Source organism: Hydrogenophaga sp. (genome assembly GCF_035481345.1).
Taxonomy (GTDB): domain Bacteria; phylum Pseudomonadota; class Gammaproteobacteria; order Burkholderiales; family Burkholderiaceae_C; genus Hydrogenophaga.
Genome location: NZ_DATIGV010000034.1, coordinates 22731 through 36840, shown reverse-complemented (window position 1 = coordinate 36840; position 14110 = coordinate 22731). Strand labels below are relative to the sequence as shown.

Below are 14110 nucleotides of genomic sequence, written 5' to 3'. Positions count from 1 at the left end.
GGTGAGGGATACGGCATGAACCGCTGGTGGCGCCTGCTCAAACACCGCTGGATGGACCGCCACGACAGCGCGCGCGCCGTGCCCGACGACATGGCCGAGCGGATCGCCCGGCGGATCACGGCCAGTGAGGGCCGCCACACCGGCGAAGTCCGGCTGGTCGTCGAAGCCGCCCTGCCCACCAGCTACCTGCTGCGCATCGGTCCCGAGGAGCCCTTGCCTGCCGTGGTGCGCGACCGCGCCCTCGCCTGGTTCGGCCGCCTGCGCTTGTGGGACACCGAGCACAACAACGGCGTGCTCATCTACTTGCTGCTCGCCGAACACGCCATCGAATTCGTCGCCGATCGCGCGCTCGCGCGCCAGGTGCCGCCCGAGACCTGGCAGGCGATCGTTGATCGGCTGAGCGCGCGACTGCGCGCGGGTGGGTTCGAGGACGGATTGACGCAGGCCCTGGAAGAGGTGTCGGCGCTGCTCGTGCAGCATTTCCCCTCGGACAGCGCCGCCCCTGGCGAAAACGAACTGCCCGACACCGTGCTGCGCGTGTGAGCGCCGCCGGGCCGTACCCCAAGGCGCTCAGTCGCGCCGCTGCGTCAGGCCGGTGCGGTTGTTCATCACGACCTGCAGCTCCTGCTGCAAGGCCTTGTTCATCTGCGCGAAGGTCTTGAGCTTGCGCGTGGTGTCGCGCAGGCGGTCGGCCAGGCGCTTGGAGATGGCCAGCAGCAGGCGCGCGCCCAGGCGCGGATCGTCCTTGAGCAGGCGCATGAGCGCGGTACGCGACAGCACGGCGGCGGCGATGTCGGTGTTGGCCGTGCAGGTCGCCGAGCGCGGCGCGCCATCGAGCACGCCCATTTCGCCCAGCAGGTGCCCCGGACCCATCACATTGACCACCATGCTCTCGTGCAGGCCGGGCAGGTCGCTTTCGACGGCAATGTCGCCCTCCAGCACCAGCAGCATGTAGTCGTTCCCGCGGACCTCACCTTCGTGGATGATCACGGTGCCGGCCTTGATGAGCTTGGGCCGCATGTAGCCCACCACCTTCATCGCATCCACCATGGTGAGATCGGCCAGCGCCGTCGGCGTGACCAGCAGCCGGGCGGCGACTTCTTCAGGGGCGAGTTCCGGGCTGTCGAAGAGCGATGACATGCAGCAAGGGGCGCTGGTTACGCGGCCATGATAGTGAGGCCCTCGCACGCTGAACAGGCGGCCGGGCAAAAAAAGACCGGCGCGCGGCCGGTCCCTTGCGAAAGCAAGAATTCCTTCACTTCTTCTGGCGGTACTTGCGCAGCGCCGCGATCTGCGCGGCCATGACCGCGAGTTCCGACGTGGCCTTGGCCAGATCGATGTCGGTTTTGGCGTTCTTCACGGCTTCTTCGGCCTGCTGGCGGGCCGCGGAGGCCTTGGCCTCGTCCAGGTCCTTGCCGCGGATGGCGGTGTCGGACAGCACGGTGATGGCGTTGGGCTGCACCTCGAGGATGCCGCCGGCCACGAAGACGAATTCCTCGCCGCCGTCGGCCTTTTCGATGCGCACGGCACCCGGCTTGATCCGGGTGATCAGGGGGATGTGGCCGGGCAGGATGCCGAGCTCACCCGCCTCGCCCGGCAGGGCGACGAATTTGGCCTCGCCCGAGAAGATGGACTCCTCGGCGCTGACCACGTCGACGTGGATGGTGCTCATGGTGATTCCTCAGCGGTGGCCGATCAGCCCGCCGCCAGCTTCTTGGCCTTCTCGAAGGCCTCGTCGATGGTGCCGACCATGTAGAAGGCCTGCTCGGGCAGGTGATCGCATTCACCGGCGGTGATCATCTTGAAGCCGCGGATCGTCTCGGCCAGCGGCACGTACTTGCCGGGCGAGCCGGTGAACACCTCGGCCACGTGGAAGGGCTGCGACAGGAAACGCTGGATCTTGCGCGCGCGGGCCACGGCCAGCTTGTCCTCGGGGGCCAGTTCGTCCATGCCCAGAATGGCGATGATGTCGCGCAGTTCCTTGTAGCGCTGCAGCGTGCCCTGCACGGCGCGGGCGGTGCTGTAGTGCTCGTCGCCCACGACCAGCGGGTCGAGCTGGCGGCTGGTGGAGTCCAGCGGGTCCACGGCGGGGTAGATGCCCAGTGCAGCAATGTCGCGCGACAGCACGACGGTGGAGTCCAGGTGGGCGAAGGTCGTGGCGGGCGAGGGGTCGGTCAGGTCGTCCGCGGGCACGTACACGGCCTGGATGGAGGTGATCGAACCGACCTTGGTGGAGGTGATGCGCTCCTGCAGGCGGCCCATTTCCTCGGCCAGCGTCGGCTGGTAGCCCACGGCGGAGGGCATACGGCCCAGCAGAGCGGACACTTCGGTACCGGCCAGCGTGTAGCGGTAGATGTTGTCCACGAAGAACAGCACGTCACGGCCTTCGTCGCGGAACGACTCGGCGATGGTCAGACCGGTCAGCGCTACGCGCAGTCGGTTGCCCGGGGGCTCGTTCATCTGGCCGTACACCATGGCCACTTTCGACTCGGCGAGGTTGTCCAGCTTCACGACGCCGGAGTCGGCCATCTCGTGATAGAAGTCGTTGCCCTCGCGGGTGCGCTCACCCACGCCGGCGAACACGGACAGACCCGAGTGCGCCTTGGCGATGTTGTTGATGAGCTCCATCATGTTCACGGTCTTGCCCACGCCGGCGCCACCGAACAGGCCCACCTTGCCGCCCTTGGCGAAGGGGCAGACCAGGTCGATCACCTTGATGCCGGTCTCGAGCAGTTCCTGCGAGGGCGACAACTCGTCGTAGGCCGGGGCCTTGCGGTGGATGGAGGCGGTCAGCGCCTGGTCCACGGGGCCGCGCTCGTCGATGGGGTTGCCCAGCACGTCCATGATGCGGCCCAGCGTGGCTTTGCCCACGGGCACGGTGATGGGGGCGTTGGTGTTGCTCACCAGCATGCCGCGGCGCAGGCCGTCGGAGGAGCCCAGGGCGATGGTGCGCACCACGCCGTCACCGAGCTGCTGCTGGACTTCCAGCGTGAGGGCCGAGCCCTCCATCTTCAGCGCGTCGTACACGCGGGGCATCTGGTCGCGCGGGAATTCCACGTCCACGACGGCGCCGATGCACTGGACGATCTTGCCTTGCACTTGAGACATGATGTTTACCTTCTGTTTTCTCTGGATTCGGAGGGGCGCGGACCTTAGACGGCGGCGGCGCCGGCGACGATCTCGGACAGCTCTTTGGTGATGCCGGCCTGGCGGGTCTTGTTGTAGACGAGCTTGAGTTCGCTGATCACATTGCCCGCGTTGTCGGTCGCGGCCTTCATGGCCACCATGCGCGCCGATTGTTCGGACGCCATGTTCTCGGCCACGGCCTGGTAGACCTGGGCCTCGACGTAGCGCAGCAGCAGCTCGTCGATGACGGTGGCCGCATCGGGTTCGTAGATGTAGTCCCAGTCGCGGCCGCCCGCGCCTTCCTGCAGGTTTTCAGCCGTCAGGGGCAACAGTTGCTGCACCACGGCCTCTTGCTTCATCGTGTTAATGAAGCGGGTGTAGACCAGGTGCACGCTCTTGACGCGGCCTTCGGTGTACGCATCGAGCAGCACCTTGACGGGGCCGATGAGTTTTTCGAGGTGCGGCGTGTCACCCAGGCCGACCACGCTGGACGCGACCTTGGCGCCGACGCGGTTCATGAAGCCCAGGCCCTTGTTGCCGATGGCCACGACCTCGATGCCGGTGCCACTGGCCTGCAGGGCCTTGAACTCGTTGGTGGCGGCGCGCAACACGTTGGTGTTGAGGCCACCACAGAGGCCCTTGTCGGTGGTCACGACGACGAAGCCGGCGGTCTTGCCGTCGTTGGCCTCCATGAAGGGGTGCGTGTACTCGGGGTTCGCCTTGCTCAGGTTGCCCGCAATCTGACGCACCTTCTCGGCGTAAGGCCGGGCCGCACGCATGCGGTCCTGCGCCTTGCGCATCTTGGAGGCGGCGACCATCTCCATGGCCTTGGTGATCTTCTTGGTGTTCTCCACCGATTTGATCTTGCCGCGGATTTCCTTGCCTGCTGCCATCGCTGCTCCTGGTTGGCCCTGGGGCGATCAGTACGTGCCGGTCTTCTTGAACTCGGCGATGGCGGCCGCGAGCTGGGCTTCGGCGTCCTTGTCCATGGCCTTGTCGTTCTGCAGCTTGGTCAGCAGCGCGGCGTGCTTGTCCTTCAGGTGGGCGTGCATGCCGGCTTCGAACGCCAGCACCTTCTTCACGTCCACGTCGTCGAGGTAGCCCTTGTTCACCGCGAACAGCGTGGACGCCATCAAGCTGATGGACTGCGGGCTGTACTGCGCCTGCTTGAGCAGTTCGGTCACGCGCGCGCCGCGGTCGAGCTGCTTGCGGGTGGCTTCGTCGAGGTCGGACGCGAACTGGGCGAAGGCCGCGAGTTCACGGTACTGCGCGAGGTCGGTACGGATACCACCGGACAGGCTCTTGATGAGCTTGGTCTGGGCCGCGCCACCGACGCGCGACACCGAGATACCCGCGTTGATGGCGGGACGGATGCCGGCGTTGAAGAGGCTGGTTTCCAGGAAGATCTGGCCGTCGGTGATCGAGATCACGTTGGTCGGCACGAAGGCCGACACGTCGCCGGCTTGCGTTTCGATGATGGGCAGCGCCGTCAGCGAACCGGTCTTGCCTTTGACCTCGCCTTTGGTGAAGGCTTCGACGTAGTCGGCGTTCACACGCGCGGCGCGCTCGAGCAGGCGGCTGTGGAGATAGAACACGTCGCCGGGGTAGGCTTCGCGGCCCGGGGGGCGGCGCAGGAGCAGGGAGACCTGGCGGTAAGCCACGGCCTGCTTGGACAGGTCGTCGTACACGATGAGCGCGTCCTGGCCGCGGTCGCGGAAGTACTCGCCCATGGTGCAGCCCGAGTAGGCCGACAGGTACTGCATGGCGGCCGATTCGGAGGCCGAGGCGGCGACGACGATGGTGTATTCCATCGCGCCGGCCTGCTCCAGGGCACGCACCACGTTCTTGATCGACGACGCCTTCTGGCCGATGGCGACGTAGATGCAGGTCATGTTCTGACCCTTCTGGTTGATGATCGCGTCGATGGCCACGGCGGTCTTGCCGGTCTGGCGGTCGCCGATGATCAGCTCGCGCTGGCCACGACCGACGGGCACCATGGAGTCGATCGACTTCAGGCCGGTCTGCACGGGCTGGTCGACCGACTGGCGCGCGATCACGCCCGGGGCGACCTTTTCGATCACGTCGGTCAGCTTGGCGTTGACCGGACCCTTGCCGTCGATGGGCTGGCCCAGCGCGTTGACCACGCGGCCAATCAGCTCGGGACCCACGGGCACTTCCAGGATGCGGCCCGTGCACTTGACGGTGTCGCCCTCGGAGATGTGCTCGTATTCGCCCAGCACCACGGCGCCAACGGAATCGCGCTCGAGGTTGAGCGCCAGGCCGAAGGAGGGCACGCCGTCCTTGTTGGCCGGGAATTCCAGCATTTCGCCCTGCATCACGTCGGACAGGCCGTGCACACGCACGATGCCGTCGGTGACGGACACCACGGTACCCTGGTTGCGAACGTCGTTCGATGCGGCCAAGCCCTCGATGCGGGACTTGATCAGTTCGGAGATTTCGGCGGGATTGAGTTGCATGACTCTTTCCTTCTTTCGTTAATGGGTATGCGGCGCGGGCGGGTCAGGGCCTTCAGGCCGTGAGGGCCACTTTCATCTGTTCAAGGCGGGCCTTGACCGAGGTGTCGAGCACTTCGTCACCGACCACCACGCGGATGCCCCCGATGAGTTCGGGCTGCAGTTGCACCTGCAGGTTGAGCTTGCGGGCAAAACGCTTCTCCAGCACGGCGGACAGATCGGCGAGGGCCGACGGCTCGATGGCGAAGGCGCTGTAGACCGTGGCGTCGGACGAGCCTTGCCGGGCGTTCTTGAGCACGCGGAACTGGGCGGCGATCTCGGGCAGGGCAGCCAGACGGCCATTGTCGATGACCGTGCGCAGGAAGTTTTGTCCGGCGGTCGGCAGCGGGCTCTTGAGCACGCTGCCGATCAGGTCGAACACCTGCTGCGGCGTGACCTTGGGGCTGTCGGCGTATTGCTGCAAGCCGGCGTCGGCGGCCACGGCGGCCAGGGCGTCAAGCCAGGCGGCCGTGCCGGCGGCGTCCTGGCCGCACGCCTTGAACAGCGCTTCCGCGTAGGGACGGGCAATGGTGGCGATTTCGGCCATGGTCGTCGTTCCTGTGCGCTCGATCAGAGCTCGGTCTTGAGGCGGTTGAGCAGGTCGGCGTGAACGCCGGCGTTGACTTCCTTGCGCAGGATCTGCTCGGCGCCCTTGACGGCCAGCGCAGCCACCTGCTCGCGCAGGGCTTCGCGGGCCTTGACCACTTGCTGCTCCGCCTCCTGGCGAGCCGCAGCGACGATCTTGGCGGCCTCGTCGTTGGCGCGGGCCTTGGCCTCTTCGATCAGGGCCTGGGCACGGCGCTCGGCATCGGCCAGGCGCGTGGCCGACTCGTTGCGCGACTGGCTCAGCTCGGCCTCGACGCGCTTGTTCGCGACGGCGAGTTCGGTCTTGGCTTTCTCGGCAGCGGCCAGGCCTTCGGAGATCTTCAGCGCGCGCTCATCGAGTGCCTTGGCGATCGGCGGCCAGATGAACTTCATCGTGAACCAGATCAGGATCGCGAAGACGATGGCCTGCGCAAAGAGGGTTGCATTGATGTTCATCGCAACGCCTTTCTGTGTGGACTAAGGGGAAAACACACCGGCGACCCGGCGGACGGCCCGGGACGGCGGCGGAACTGGTGTCCGCTCACCGCCATGGCCGCACCCGCGCGGGGCCGACCAACCGATTACAGGGTGAAGGGGTTGGCGAAGGCGAACAGCAGGGCGATGGCCACGCCGATCAGGAAGGCCGCGTCGATCAGGCCGGCCAGAATGAACATCTTGGTCTGCAGGTCGTTCATCAGCTCGGGCTGACGGGCCGAGGACTCGAGGAACTTGCCGCCCATCAGCGCGATGCCGATGGAAGCGCCGATGGCGCCCAGACCGACGATGAGGCCGCAAGCCAGCGCGACGAGACCCAGAACGTTTTCCATGTTGACTCCTGTTGAGATGGAAGTTTGTTGATTGAGAAAAGGAACGAAATTACCCGAGCGCGTCCAGGACGGTCGCGTCAGTGAGCGTCATGCGCCTGCCCCAGATAGATGAGGGCCAGCATCATGAAGATGAACGCCTGCAAGGTGATGACCAGGATGTGGAACAGGGTCCACACCGTGCCGGCGATCAGGTGTCCGACGAAGAAGAGTCCACCGCCGAGCGAGAGGGTGGCGTAGGCACCCAGCAGCGCGATCAGCATGAACACCAGCTCACCCGCGAACATGTTGCCAAACAACCGCATGCCGTGCGAAACGGTCTTCGCCACGAACTCGATCATTTGCATCAGGAAGTTGACCACGCCCAGCAGCAGCGCCCACAGGGGGTTCTTGCTGGTGCCGAAGGGCGCGGACACCAATTCGTGCGCCCAGCCGCCCAGGCCCTTGATCTTGATGTTGTAGAACAGGCAGAGCAGCAGAACGGAGACGGACAGGCCCAGGGTGGTGGACAGGTCGGCCGTGGGCACGACGCGCAGGTAGTCCTTGAAGCCCATGGCGGGACCGGCGCTGTGCCAGATCTGGGGCAGCAGATCGACGGGGATCATGTCCATGAAGTTCATCAGGAAGATCCAGACGAACACGGCCAGGGCGAGAGGGGCGATGAGCTTGCGGCTCGTGGCGTTGTGGATGACGGCCTTGGCCTGGTTGTCCACCATTTCCACCAGGATCTCGACGGCGGCCTGGAAACGGCCCGGCACGCCGGCGGTGGACTTGCGCGCGGCCAGCCACAGCACGAAGCACATGAGCAGGCCCAGCACGCTGCTGACGACCACCGAGTCCACGTTGATCACCGAGAAATCGACGATGGACGACTGCTTGTGGTTCGTCAGGTGAACCAGGTGATGGCGGATGTATTCGCCAGGGGTCAGAGTGCCTTCAGCAGCCATTCGTGTGCACCAAAACGCGGAGCGTCAACCGTTTGTGACCGGCCTGCGGGCCTGGAGCAGCGCCCCGAACCAGTAGACCTTGAGAACCAACACCAGCCCGATCAGCAGCCCGATCCAGTTCGGCTCGGGCAGGATCCAGACCGCCGCAGCCAGGAGGGCCACCGACAGCAGGACTTTCACGCCCTCCCAGAACAGGAAACCGACCAGCGCGGCCTGCGCAAAGCCCGACGCGAGTCGGGACAAGGCGCTGGAGGTCAAGCCGTAGGCCATGAGGGCCGAAGGGATCGCCACCGTTGCCGCGCCGTACAGGACCGACACCGCGACGGCAGCCGATTGCGTGAGCAACGCGGCAACCGCGGCGGCGAGCAGCCCCACCAGCCACTGCACCCCCACCAACCGCCAGAGCGAGAGCCCCGGCTGGCCGGCCCGCCACTGCCGCGCTTCCTCGCGCGTCAATGGCTTGAATTCGGGTTCTTGCGCCCCATCTGGGAAGTCATCGGTCAAGGGCGGAGTCGGCTTGGCAGGCAGCATGGGTCGACAACGCGGTGACGGAGAAATGACGGACCAGTCAGGTTCGCAAAGCCATTGATTATACGTAGAAACCCGATGGGCCAGTCAAGGCTCGGGGGCGGCCGCGCGCGGGCGAAAACACCCGGCCGGATAATCCTGACATGAACCCTCCCCTGCCCGATTCGCTCTGCTTTCTCAACGGCGACTACACCCCCTTGCGCGACGCGCGGATCAGCGTACTCGACCGCGGCTTCATCTTCGGCGACGGCGTCTACGAGGTGCTGCCGGCCTATGGCGGGCGGGTCTTCCGCTTCGCCGAGCACATGGACCGGCTGGACCGCTCCCTGCACGAGCTGCGCATCGCCAACCCGCACACGCGCGAAGAGTGGCTGGCCATCGCCCGCCGGCTGATCGCCGACCGCCAGGCGGCGGGCGTGAGCAACCAGCTCATCTACCTGCAGGTGACGCGCGGCGTGGCGCCGCGCGACCACGTGATGATTCCGGACCTGACCCCCACGGTGTTCGTGATGGCCGGCGAGATGAAGCTGCCCACGGCCGAGCAGCGCGCGCGCGGCGTGGCCTGCGTGACGGCCAACGACTTCCGCTGGCAGAAGGCGCACATCAAGAGCACCAGCCTGCTGGGCGCGGTGTTCTCGCGCCAGATCAGCGCCGACGCCGGCGCCCTGGAGACCGTGATGTTTCGTGACGGCTTCCTCAGCGAGGCCGCGGCCAGCAACGTCTGGGTGGTGAAGAACGGCACCGTGATGGGGCCGCCCAAGGACCACCTGGTGCTGGAGGGCATCCGCTATGGCCTGATCGAATCGATCTGTCGCGACAACGGCATCCCCTTCGAGCTGCGCCGCGTCTCGCGCGACGAGGTGCTCGCGGCCGACGAGCTGCTGCTGTCCTCGGCCACCAAGGAGGTGCTGCCGATCACCACGCTCGACGGCCGCCCCGTCGGCAACGGCCAGCCCGGCCCGGTGGGAGCACGCCTGCTCGCGGCGTACCAGCGGGCCGTGGCCGAGCAATCCACCTGAGACACCGCCATGGACACGCCACCCGAGATCCCACCCGAGCAGTCGCTCATCACCTACCCCACCCATTTCCCGATCAAGGTGATGGGTGAGAACGTCGAGGGCTTCGCCGAGGCCATCGTCGAGACGGTGCGCAACTTCGATCCCTCCTTCGACGCCACCACGCTGGAGCGCCGCCCGAGCAAGGCCGGCAACTACATGGGCCTGACCGTCGCCGTGTTCGTCACCAGCCGCGAGCAGCTCGACGAGGTATACCGCACGCTGACCACGCATCCCATGGTCAAGGTCGTGCTCTGACGCCATGGACGTCCGCGCCCTGGGCCGGGTCCCATACCGCCCCACCTACGAGGCCATGCAGGCCTTCACAGCCGCGCGCACGACCGACACGCCCGACGAGCTCTGGATCTGCGAGCACCCACCCGTGTTCACGCAAGGCCTGGCGGGGCATGAGGACCACCTGCTCGCGCCGGGCGACATCGAGGTGGTGCCCACCAACCGTGGCGGCCAGGTCACGTACCACGGCCCGGGCCAGGTGGTGGCCTACCCGCTGATCGACCTCCAGCGCGCGGGCTACTTCGTCAAGGAGTACGTTTACCGCATCGAGGAAGCGGTGATCCGCACGCTGGACCATTTCGGCGTGACCGGCCACCGCGTGGCCGGCGCGCCCGGCATCTACGTGCGCCTGGACGACCCGCGCGGCCACGCGCGCCTGCCGCAGGCCCCCGCGCGCCGCGAACCCGGCAGCCCGTCGCCCGCGCCCGACTTCACCGGCCTGGGCAAGATCGCCGCGCTGGGCATCAAGGTGAGCCGCCACTGCACCTACCACGGCGTGGCGCTGAACGTGGCCATGGACCTGCAACCCTTTCACCGTATCAACCCGTGCGGCTACGCCGGGCTTGAAACGGTGGACCTTTCTACAATCGGCGTGCCCGTCACCTGGGACGACGTGGCCCCGGTCCTGAGCCAGAAGCTCGGCGCACTGCTCGCCCCCTGAGCCCGTCACCGCCCCCTCCGCCATGAGCACCACCTACGACCCCACCGTCAAGCAGAAGAGCCAGGCCAAGACCGCGCGCATCCCCATCAAGATCGTGCCGGCCGAAACGCTCAAGAAGCCCGACTGGATCCGCGTCAAGGCCGGCAGCCCCAGCACCCGCTTCTACGAGATCAAGGACATCCTGCGCAGCAACAAGCTGGTGACGGTGTGCGAGGAAGCGAGCTGCCCCAACATCGGCGAGTGCTTCGGCAAGGGCACGGCCACCTTCATGATCATGGGCGACAAGTGCACGCGCCGCTGCCCGTTCTGCGACGTGGGCCATGGCCGCCCCGACCCGCTGGACGCGGACGAGCCGGTGAACCTGGCCAAGACCATCGCCCAGCTCAAGCTCAAGTACGTGGTGATCACCAGTGTGGACCGCGACGACCTGCGCGACGGCGGCGCGGGCCACTTCGTGGAGTGCATCCGCCAGATCCGCGAGCGCTCGCCCGAGACCACCATCGAGGTGCTGGTGCCCGACTTCCGCGGCCGCGACGACCGCGCGCTGGAGATCCTGAAGGCCGCGCCGCCGGACGTGATGAACCACAACCTGGAAACGGCGCCGCGCCTGTACAAGGAGGCGCGCCCGGGGTCGGATTACGCCTTCAGCCTGAACCTGCTCAAGAAGTTCAAGGCCCTGTTCCCGCACGTGCCCACCAAGAGCGGCATCATGGTCGGCCTGGGCGAGACCGACGAGGAGATCCTGCAGGTGATGCAGGACATGCGCGATCACCACATCGACATGCTCACCATCGGCCAATACCTCTCTCCCAGCGCCCACCACCTGCCGGTGCGCCGCTACGTGCACCCGGACACCTTCAAGATGTTCGAGGCCAAGGCCTACGAGATGGGCTTCACCCACGCCGCGGTGGGCGCCATGGTGCGCAGCAGCTACCACGCCGACCAGCAGGCGCACGGCGTGCTGGAAGCGCTGGCCGAGCCAGCGCAGGCCGACCGGGGCTGAGCGGCCGGCCCCGGCCCGCTGCCGCGCCGCTCAGTTGGCCTAGGCCAGCAGCGCCTCGATGCGGGCACCGGCCCGCAGCACCGCCGCGTCGTGAAAGCGCGGCCCCACCAGTTGCACGCCGAACGGCGCGCCCTCGGCGTCCGCCCCCAGCGGCAGGCTCAGCGCCGGCTGCTGGGTGAGGTTGAACGGGTAGGTGAAACCGCCCAAGGCCTGGAACCAGCCACCACCGCCCGCGTCGCCCAGCGGCGGTGCCGCGCCCGGCGTGCTGGGCGTGATCAGCAGGTCGATGTCGGTGAAGCGCTGCGCCAGTGCGCCCGCCATGGCGCGCAGCCGGGCGCGGGCGCGGGCCAGCTCGGCCGGTGATTGCGCGGCGCCCTCCTCGTACGCCGCCTGCAGCCCCGGCGACAGCCGCGCGCGCTGTGCCTCGGTCCAGTCCACGAAGGACTCGTGGATGCGCGAGACCCACACGCTCCACATGTCCTGCGCCCGGTCATTGGCGGCATCGGGCCAATCGATGACGGTGTGGCCCGCGTCGACCAGGCGCCGCACCAGCGCCTGCACGGCCCCGGCCACGGCGGGCTGCACCAACCCCGATGAACCGAGCGCGAGCGTCCACGCGATGCGCAGCGGGCGATCGGGCGGCGCCTCGCCGCGCACGAACAAGGACGAGGGGTCGCGCGGATCGGCCCGCGACAGCACCTGCATGGCCAGCGCCGCGTCGGCCACTGAGCGTGTGAAGGTGCCCAGGTGCGCGAACTCGGCGAAGGCGCTGGCCGGCGCGAGCGGGATGGCCCCGAAGCTGGGCTTGAAGCCGACCGTGCCGCTCCACGACGCGGGCAGGCGCACCGAGCCCCCGGCGTCGCTGCCCAAGGCCAGCGGCCCCCAGCCGGCGGCCACCTGCGCGGCGGCGCCGCTGCTGGAGCCGCCGACCTCGCGCCCTGGCGCCGTCGGGTTGAGGGTGGTGCCGGCCTGCGGGTTCGACGAGCCCACGGTCCAGCCGAACTCGGTGGTGGTGGTCTTGCCGAACAGCACCGCGCCGCCCGCGCGCAGCGGCGTCACGCCGGGCGCGTCCTGCGGGACGGGCTCGTCGCTGCCGGTGAGCGAGCCGCGCCGCGTGGGCCAGCCCGCCACGTTCACCAGGTCCTTGACAGAAACTGGCACACCGTCGAGCACCGACAGCGGGCGCCCTTCACGCCAGCGCCGGCCCGAGGCCTCGGCCTCGCGCTCGGCCGCCGCGCGGTCGAGCAGGCAGAACGCGTTGAGGCCGCGCGTGTCGGCTTCGATGGCGGCGAACAGTTGCTCCAGCACCGCCGAGGGGTGCAGGCGGCCGTCGCGGTAGGCCGCCGTCAGCCCGGCGATGTCCAGAGACAGGGCGTCGCCGGCCATCAGGGCTGCGCCTTGAAGGTTTCGAACTCCACGTTGTAGTACGTGCCGCCCTGCTTCTCGAAGCGGCGGATGTACTGGTCGTGCACCACGTCGCGCGTGTCCTTGTCGATGCTGAGGCTGCCGCGCGGGCTGTCGATCTTCAGCCCGGCGAGCGCGGCGATCAGCGTGGGCCCGTCGGCCTTGCCACCGGTCTTGGCCAGCGCCGCGTACAGGGCGGCCATGCCGTCGTAGGCGGCCACGCCCATGATGGTGGGGCGCGACTTCGGGTCGCGCTGCGCCTTGAACTCGCGCACGAAGCGCTCGTTCAGCGCGGACTGGTGGTGCATGGAATAGGGGTAGACGGTGGTGATGCCCACGCCGCGCTCGCCGATGGCCTCGACCAGCGCCTCGTCGACGATGTCGCCGGTGCCGATGAGCCTGATGCCCGCCTCATCCAGTCCCTTGTCGCGGTACTCCTTGATGAAGGCCGGCGCGACGTCGCCGCCGTTGACGAAGGAGAACAGCACGTCGGGCTTCGCGTCCTTCACGCGCTGGATGTAGGGCGCGAAGTCCAGCGTCATCAGCGGCGTGCGCACGTTGCCGACGATCTCGCCGCCGGCCTTCTTGAAGGCCGCGATGAAGGCGGCCTCGGCGTCGTGGCCCGGCGAGTAGTCGGCCACGATCACGTAGGCCTTCTTCGCGCCCTGCTTGATCGCCCACTGCGCGATCGGCGGAACGGTCTCGGGGTAGTGGAAGGAGGTGCGCACCATGTAGGGCGACTTGGCGGTGAGCCCGCCGGCGGCCGCGTTCATCACGATCATGGGCACCTTGGCCTGGGTGGCGATGGGCGCCACGGCCAGCGCGTTCGGCGTGAAGCCGAAGCCCGCCAGCACGTTGACCTTCTCGCGCACGACCAGTTCGGTGGCGATGCGCTTGGCCGCATCGGGGTTGGGCCCGCCCACGTCCTTGATCACCACCTCCACGCGCTTGCCGGCCACGCTGTCGCCGTGCATCTTCTGGTAGGCCTGGATGCCGGCCTGCATCTGCTTGCCGAACTCGGCGAAGGGGCCGGACATCTCGGCGATGACGCCGACGCGCACGGCGTCTTGCGCGAAGGCGATGGGCGCGGCAGCCAGGCTCAGCGCGGCCAATGCGCCGCCGAGGGCTTGCTGGAAGGGGAACGGCATGACGGGTTTCCTATCGAGGGGT

General features: G+C 67.7%; 17 protein-coding genes. 5 read left to right on the top strand and 12 right to left on the bottom strand.

Annotation, left to right across the window (positions count from 1 at the left end; genetic code table 11):
- Positions 1-15 precede the first annotated feature (15 nt).
- Positions 16-543: a TPM domain-containing protein gene (locus VLG41_RS03495; protein WP_325348006.1), complete on the top strand. Its 528-nt coding sequence runs from the start codon at positions 16-18 to the stop codon at positions 541-543.
- A gap of 27 nt (positions 544-570) precedes the next feature.
- On the opposite strand, the gene VLG41_RS03490 is transcribed toward VLG41_RS03495, so the two are convergent.
- The 10 genes from VLG41_RS03490 to VLG41_RS03445 all read right to left on the bottom strand — a co-directional run bounded on the left by VLG41_RS03490 (position 571) and on the right by VLG41_RS03445 (position 8499).
- Positions 571-1140, bottom strand: coding sequence for a cyclic nucleotide-binding domain-containing protein (locus VLG41_RS03490; RefSeq protein ID WP_325348004.1), 570 nt, complete (start codon positions 1138-1140; stop codon positions 571-573).
- 115 nt (positions 1141-1255) lie between these two features.
- Positions 1256-1672 (bottom strand): F0F1 ATP synthase subunit epsilon, encoded by a 417-nt coding sequence (locus VLG41_RS03485; RefSeq protein WP_325348003.1) that lies wholly within the window; start codon positions 1670-1672, stop codon positions 1256-1258.
- Positions 1673-1695: 23 nt separating this feature from the next.
- Positions 1696-3108 carry a F0F1 ATP synthase subunit beta gene (gene atpD / locus VLG41_RS03480; RefSeq protein ID WP_325348002.1) on the bottom strand — a complete coding sequence of 471 codons (1413 nt, stop codon included), beginning with the start codon at positions 3106-3108 and terminating at the stop codon, positions 1696-1698.
- Between the two features lie 44 nt (positions 3109-3152).
- Entirely contained in the window at positions 3153-4019 is an 867-nt protein-coding gene (gene atpG / locus VLG41_RS03475; RefSeq protein ID WP_291024867.1) for a F0F1 ATP synthase subunit gamma, read from the bottom strand.
- Between the two features lie 27 nt (positions 4020-4046).
- Entirely contained in the window at positions 4047-5603 is a 1557-nt protein-coding gene (gene atpA / locus VLG41_RS03470) for a F0F1 ATP synthase subunit alpha (protein WP_325348001.1), read from the bottom strand.
- 52 nt (positions 5604-5655) lie between these two features.
- Positions 5656-6186 (bottom strand): F0F1 ATP synthase subunit delta, encoded by a 531-nt coding sequence (locus tag VLG41_RS03465; RefSeq protein ID WP_325348000.1) that lies wholly within the window; start codon positions 6184-6186, stop codon positions 5656-5658.
- Positions 6187-6209: 23 nt separating this feature from the next.
- The gene (locus VLG41_RS03460) at positions 6210-6680 is read right to left on the bottom strand and encodes a F0F1 ATP synthase subunit B (RefSeq protein WP_325347999.1); all 471 of its coding nucleotides are present in this window, start codon (positions 6678-6680) and stop codon (positions 6210-6212) included.
- A 125-nt stretch (positions 6681-6805) separates the two neighbouring features.
- On the bottom strand, positions 6806-7051 hold the full coding sequence (gene atpE / locus VLG41_RS03455) for a F0F1 ATP synthase subunit C (RefSeq protein WP_009519254.1): 246 nt from the start codon (positions 7049-7051) through the stop codon (positions 6806-6808).
- 77 nt (positions 7052-7128) lie between these two features.
- On the bottom strand, positions 7129-7995 hold the full coding sequence (atpB, locus tag VLG41_RS03450) for a F0F1 ATP synthase subunit A (RefSeq protein WP_325347998.1): 867 nt from the start codon (positions 7993-7995) through the stop codon (positions 7129-7131).
- 24 nt (positions 7996-8019) lie between these two features.
- A complete protein-coding gene (locus VLG41_RS03445) occupies positions 8020-8499 on the bottom strand; it encodes an ATP synthase subunit I (RefSeq protein ID WP_325347997.1) in 480 nt (159 codons plus the stop codon).
- 167 nt (positions 8500-8666) lie between these two features.
- Between VLG41_RS03445 and VLG41_RS03440 the strand changes: the two genes are divergently transcribed.
- From VLG41_RS03440 to lipA, 4 genes are read left to right on the top strand one after another with little or no spacing between them, the layout of a single operon-like run.
- Positions 8667-9542: a D-amino acid aminotransferase gene (locus tag VLG41_RS03440; protein ID WP_325347996.1), complete on the top strand. Its 876-nt coding sequence runs from the start codon at positions 8667-8669 to the stop codon at positions 9540-9542.
- Positions 9543-9551: 9 nt separating this feature from the next.
- Positions 9552-9836 (top strand): HP0495 family protein, encoded by a 285-nt coding sequence (locus VLG41_RS03435; protein WP_325347995.1) that lies wholly within the window; start codon positions 9552-9554, stop codon positions 9834-9836.
- 4 nt (positions 9837-9840) lie between these two features.
- Complete coding sequence (gene lipB, locus VLG41_RS03430; RefSeq protein ID WP_325347994.1) at positions 9841-10533, top strand: lipoyl(octanoyl) transferase LipB; 693 nt, start codon at positions 9841-9843, stop codon at positions 10531-10533.
- 22 nt (positions 10534-10555) lie between these two features.
- Positions 10556-11536 carry a lipoyl synthase gene (gene lipA / locus VLG41_RS03425; RefSeq protein WP_325347993.1) on the top strand — a complete coding sequence of 327 codons (981 nt, stop codon included), beginning with the start codon at positions 10556-10558 and terminating at the stop codon, positions 11534-11536.
- Positions 11537-11575: 39 nt separating this feature from the next.
- Here the strand turns inward: lipA and VLG41_RS03420 are convergent, their stop codons facing one another.
- Together VLG41_RS03420 and VLG41_RS03415 are read right to left on the bottom strand one after the other, a co-directional pair.
- A complete protein-coding gene (locus tag VLG41_RS03420) occupies positions 11576-12922 on the bottom strand; it encodes an amidase (RefSeq protein WP_325347992.1) in 1347 nt (448 codons plus the stop codon).
- On the bottom strand, positions 12922-14088 hold the full coding sequence (locus tag VLG41_RS03415; RefSeq protein WP_325347991.1) for an ABC transporter substrate-binding protein: 1167 nt from the start codon (positions 14086-14088) through the stop codon (positions 12922-12924). Before VLG41_RS03415 ends, VLG41_RS03420 begins: the two co-directional genes overlap by 1 nt.
- Between the last annotated feature and the right edge of the window lie 22 nt (positions 14089-14110).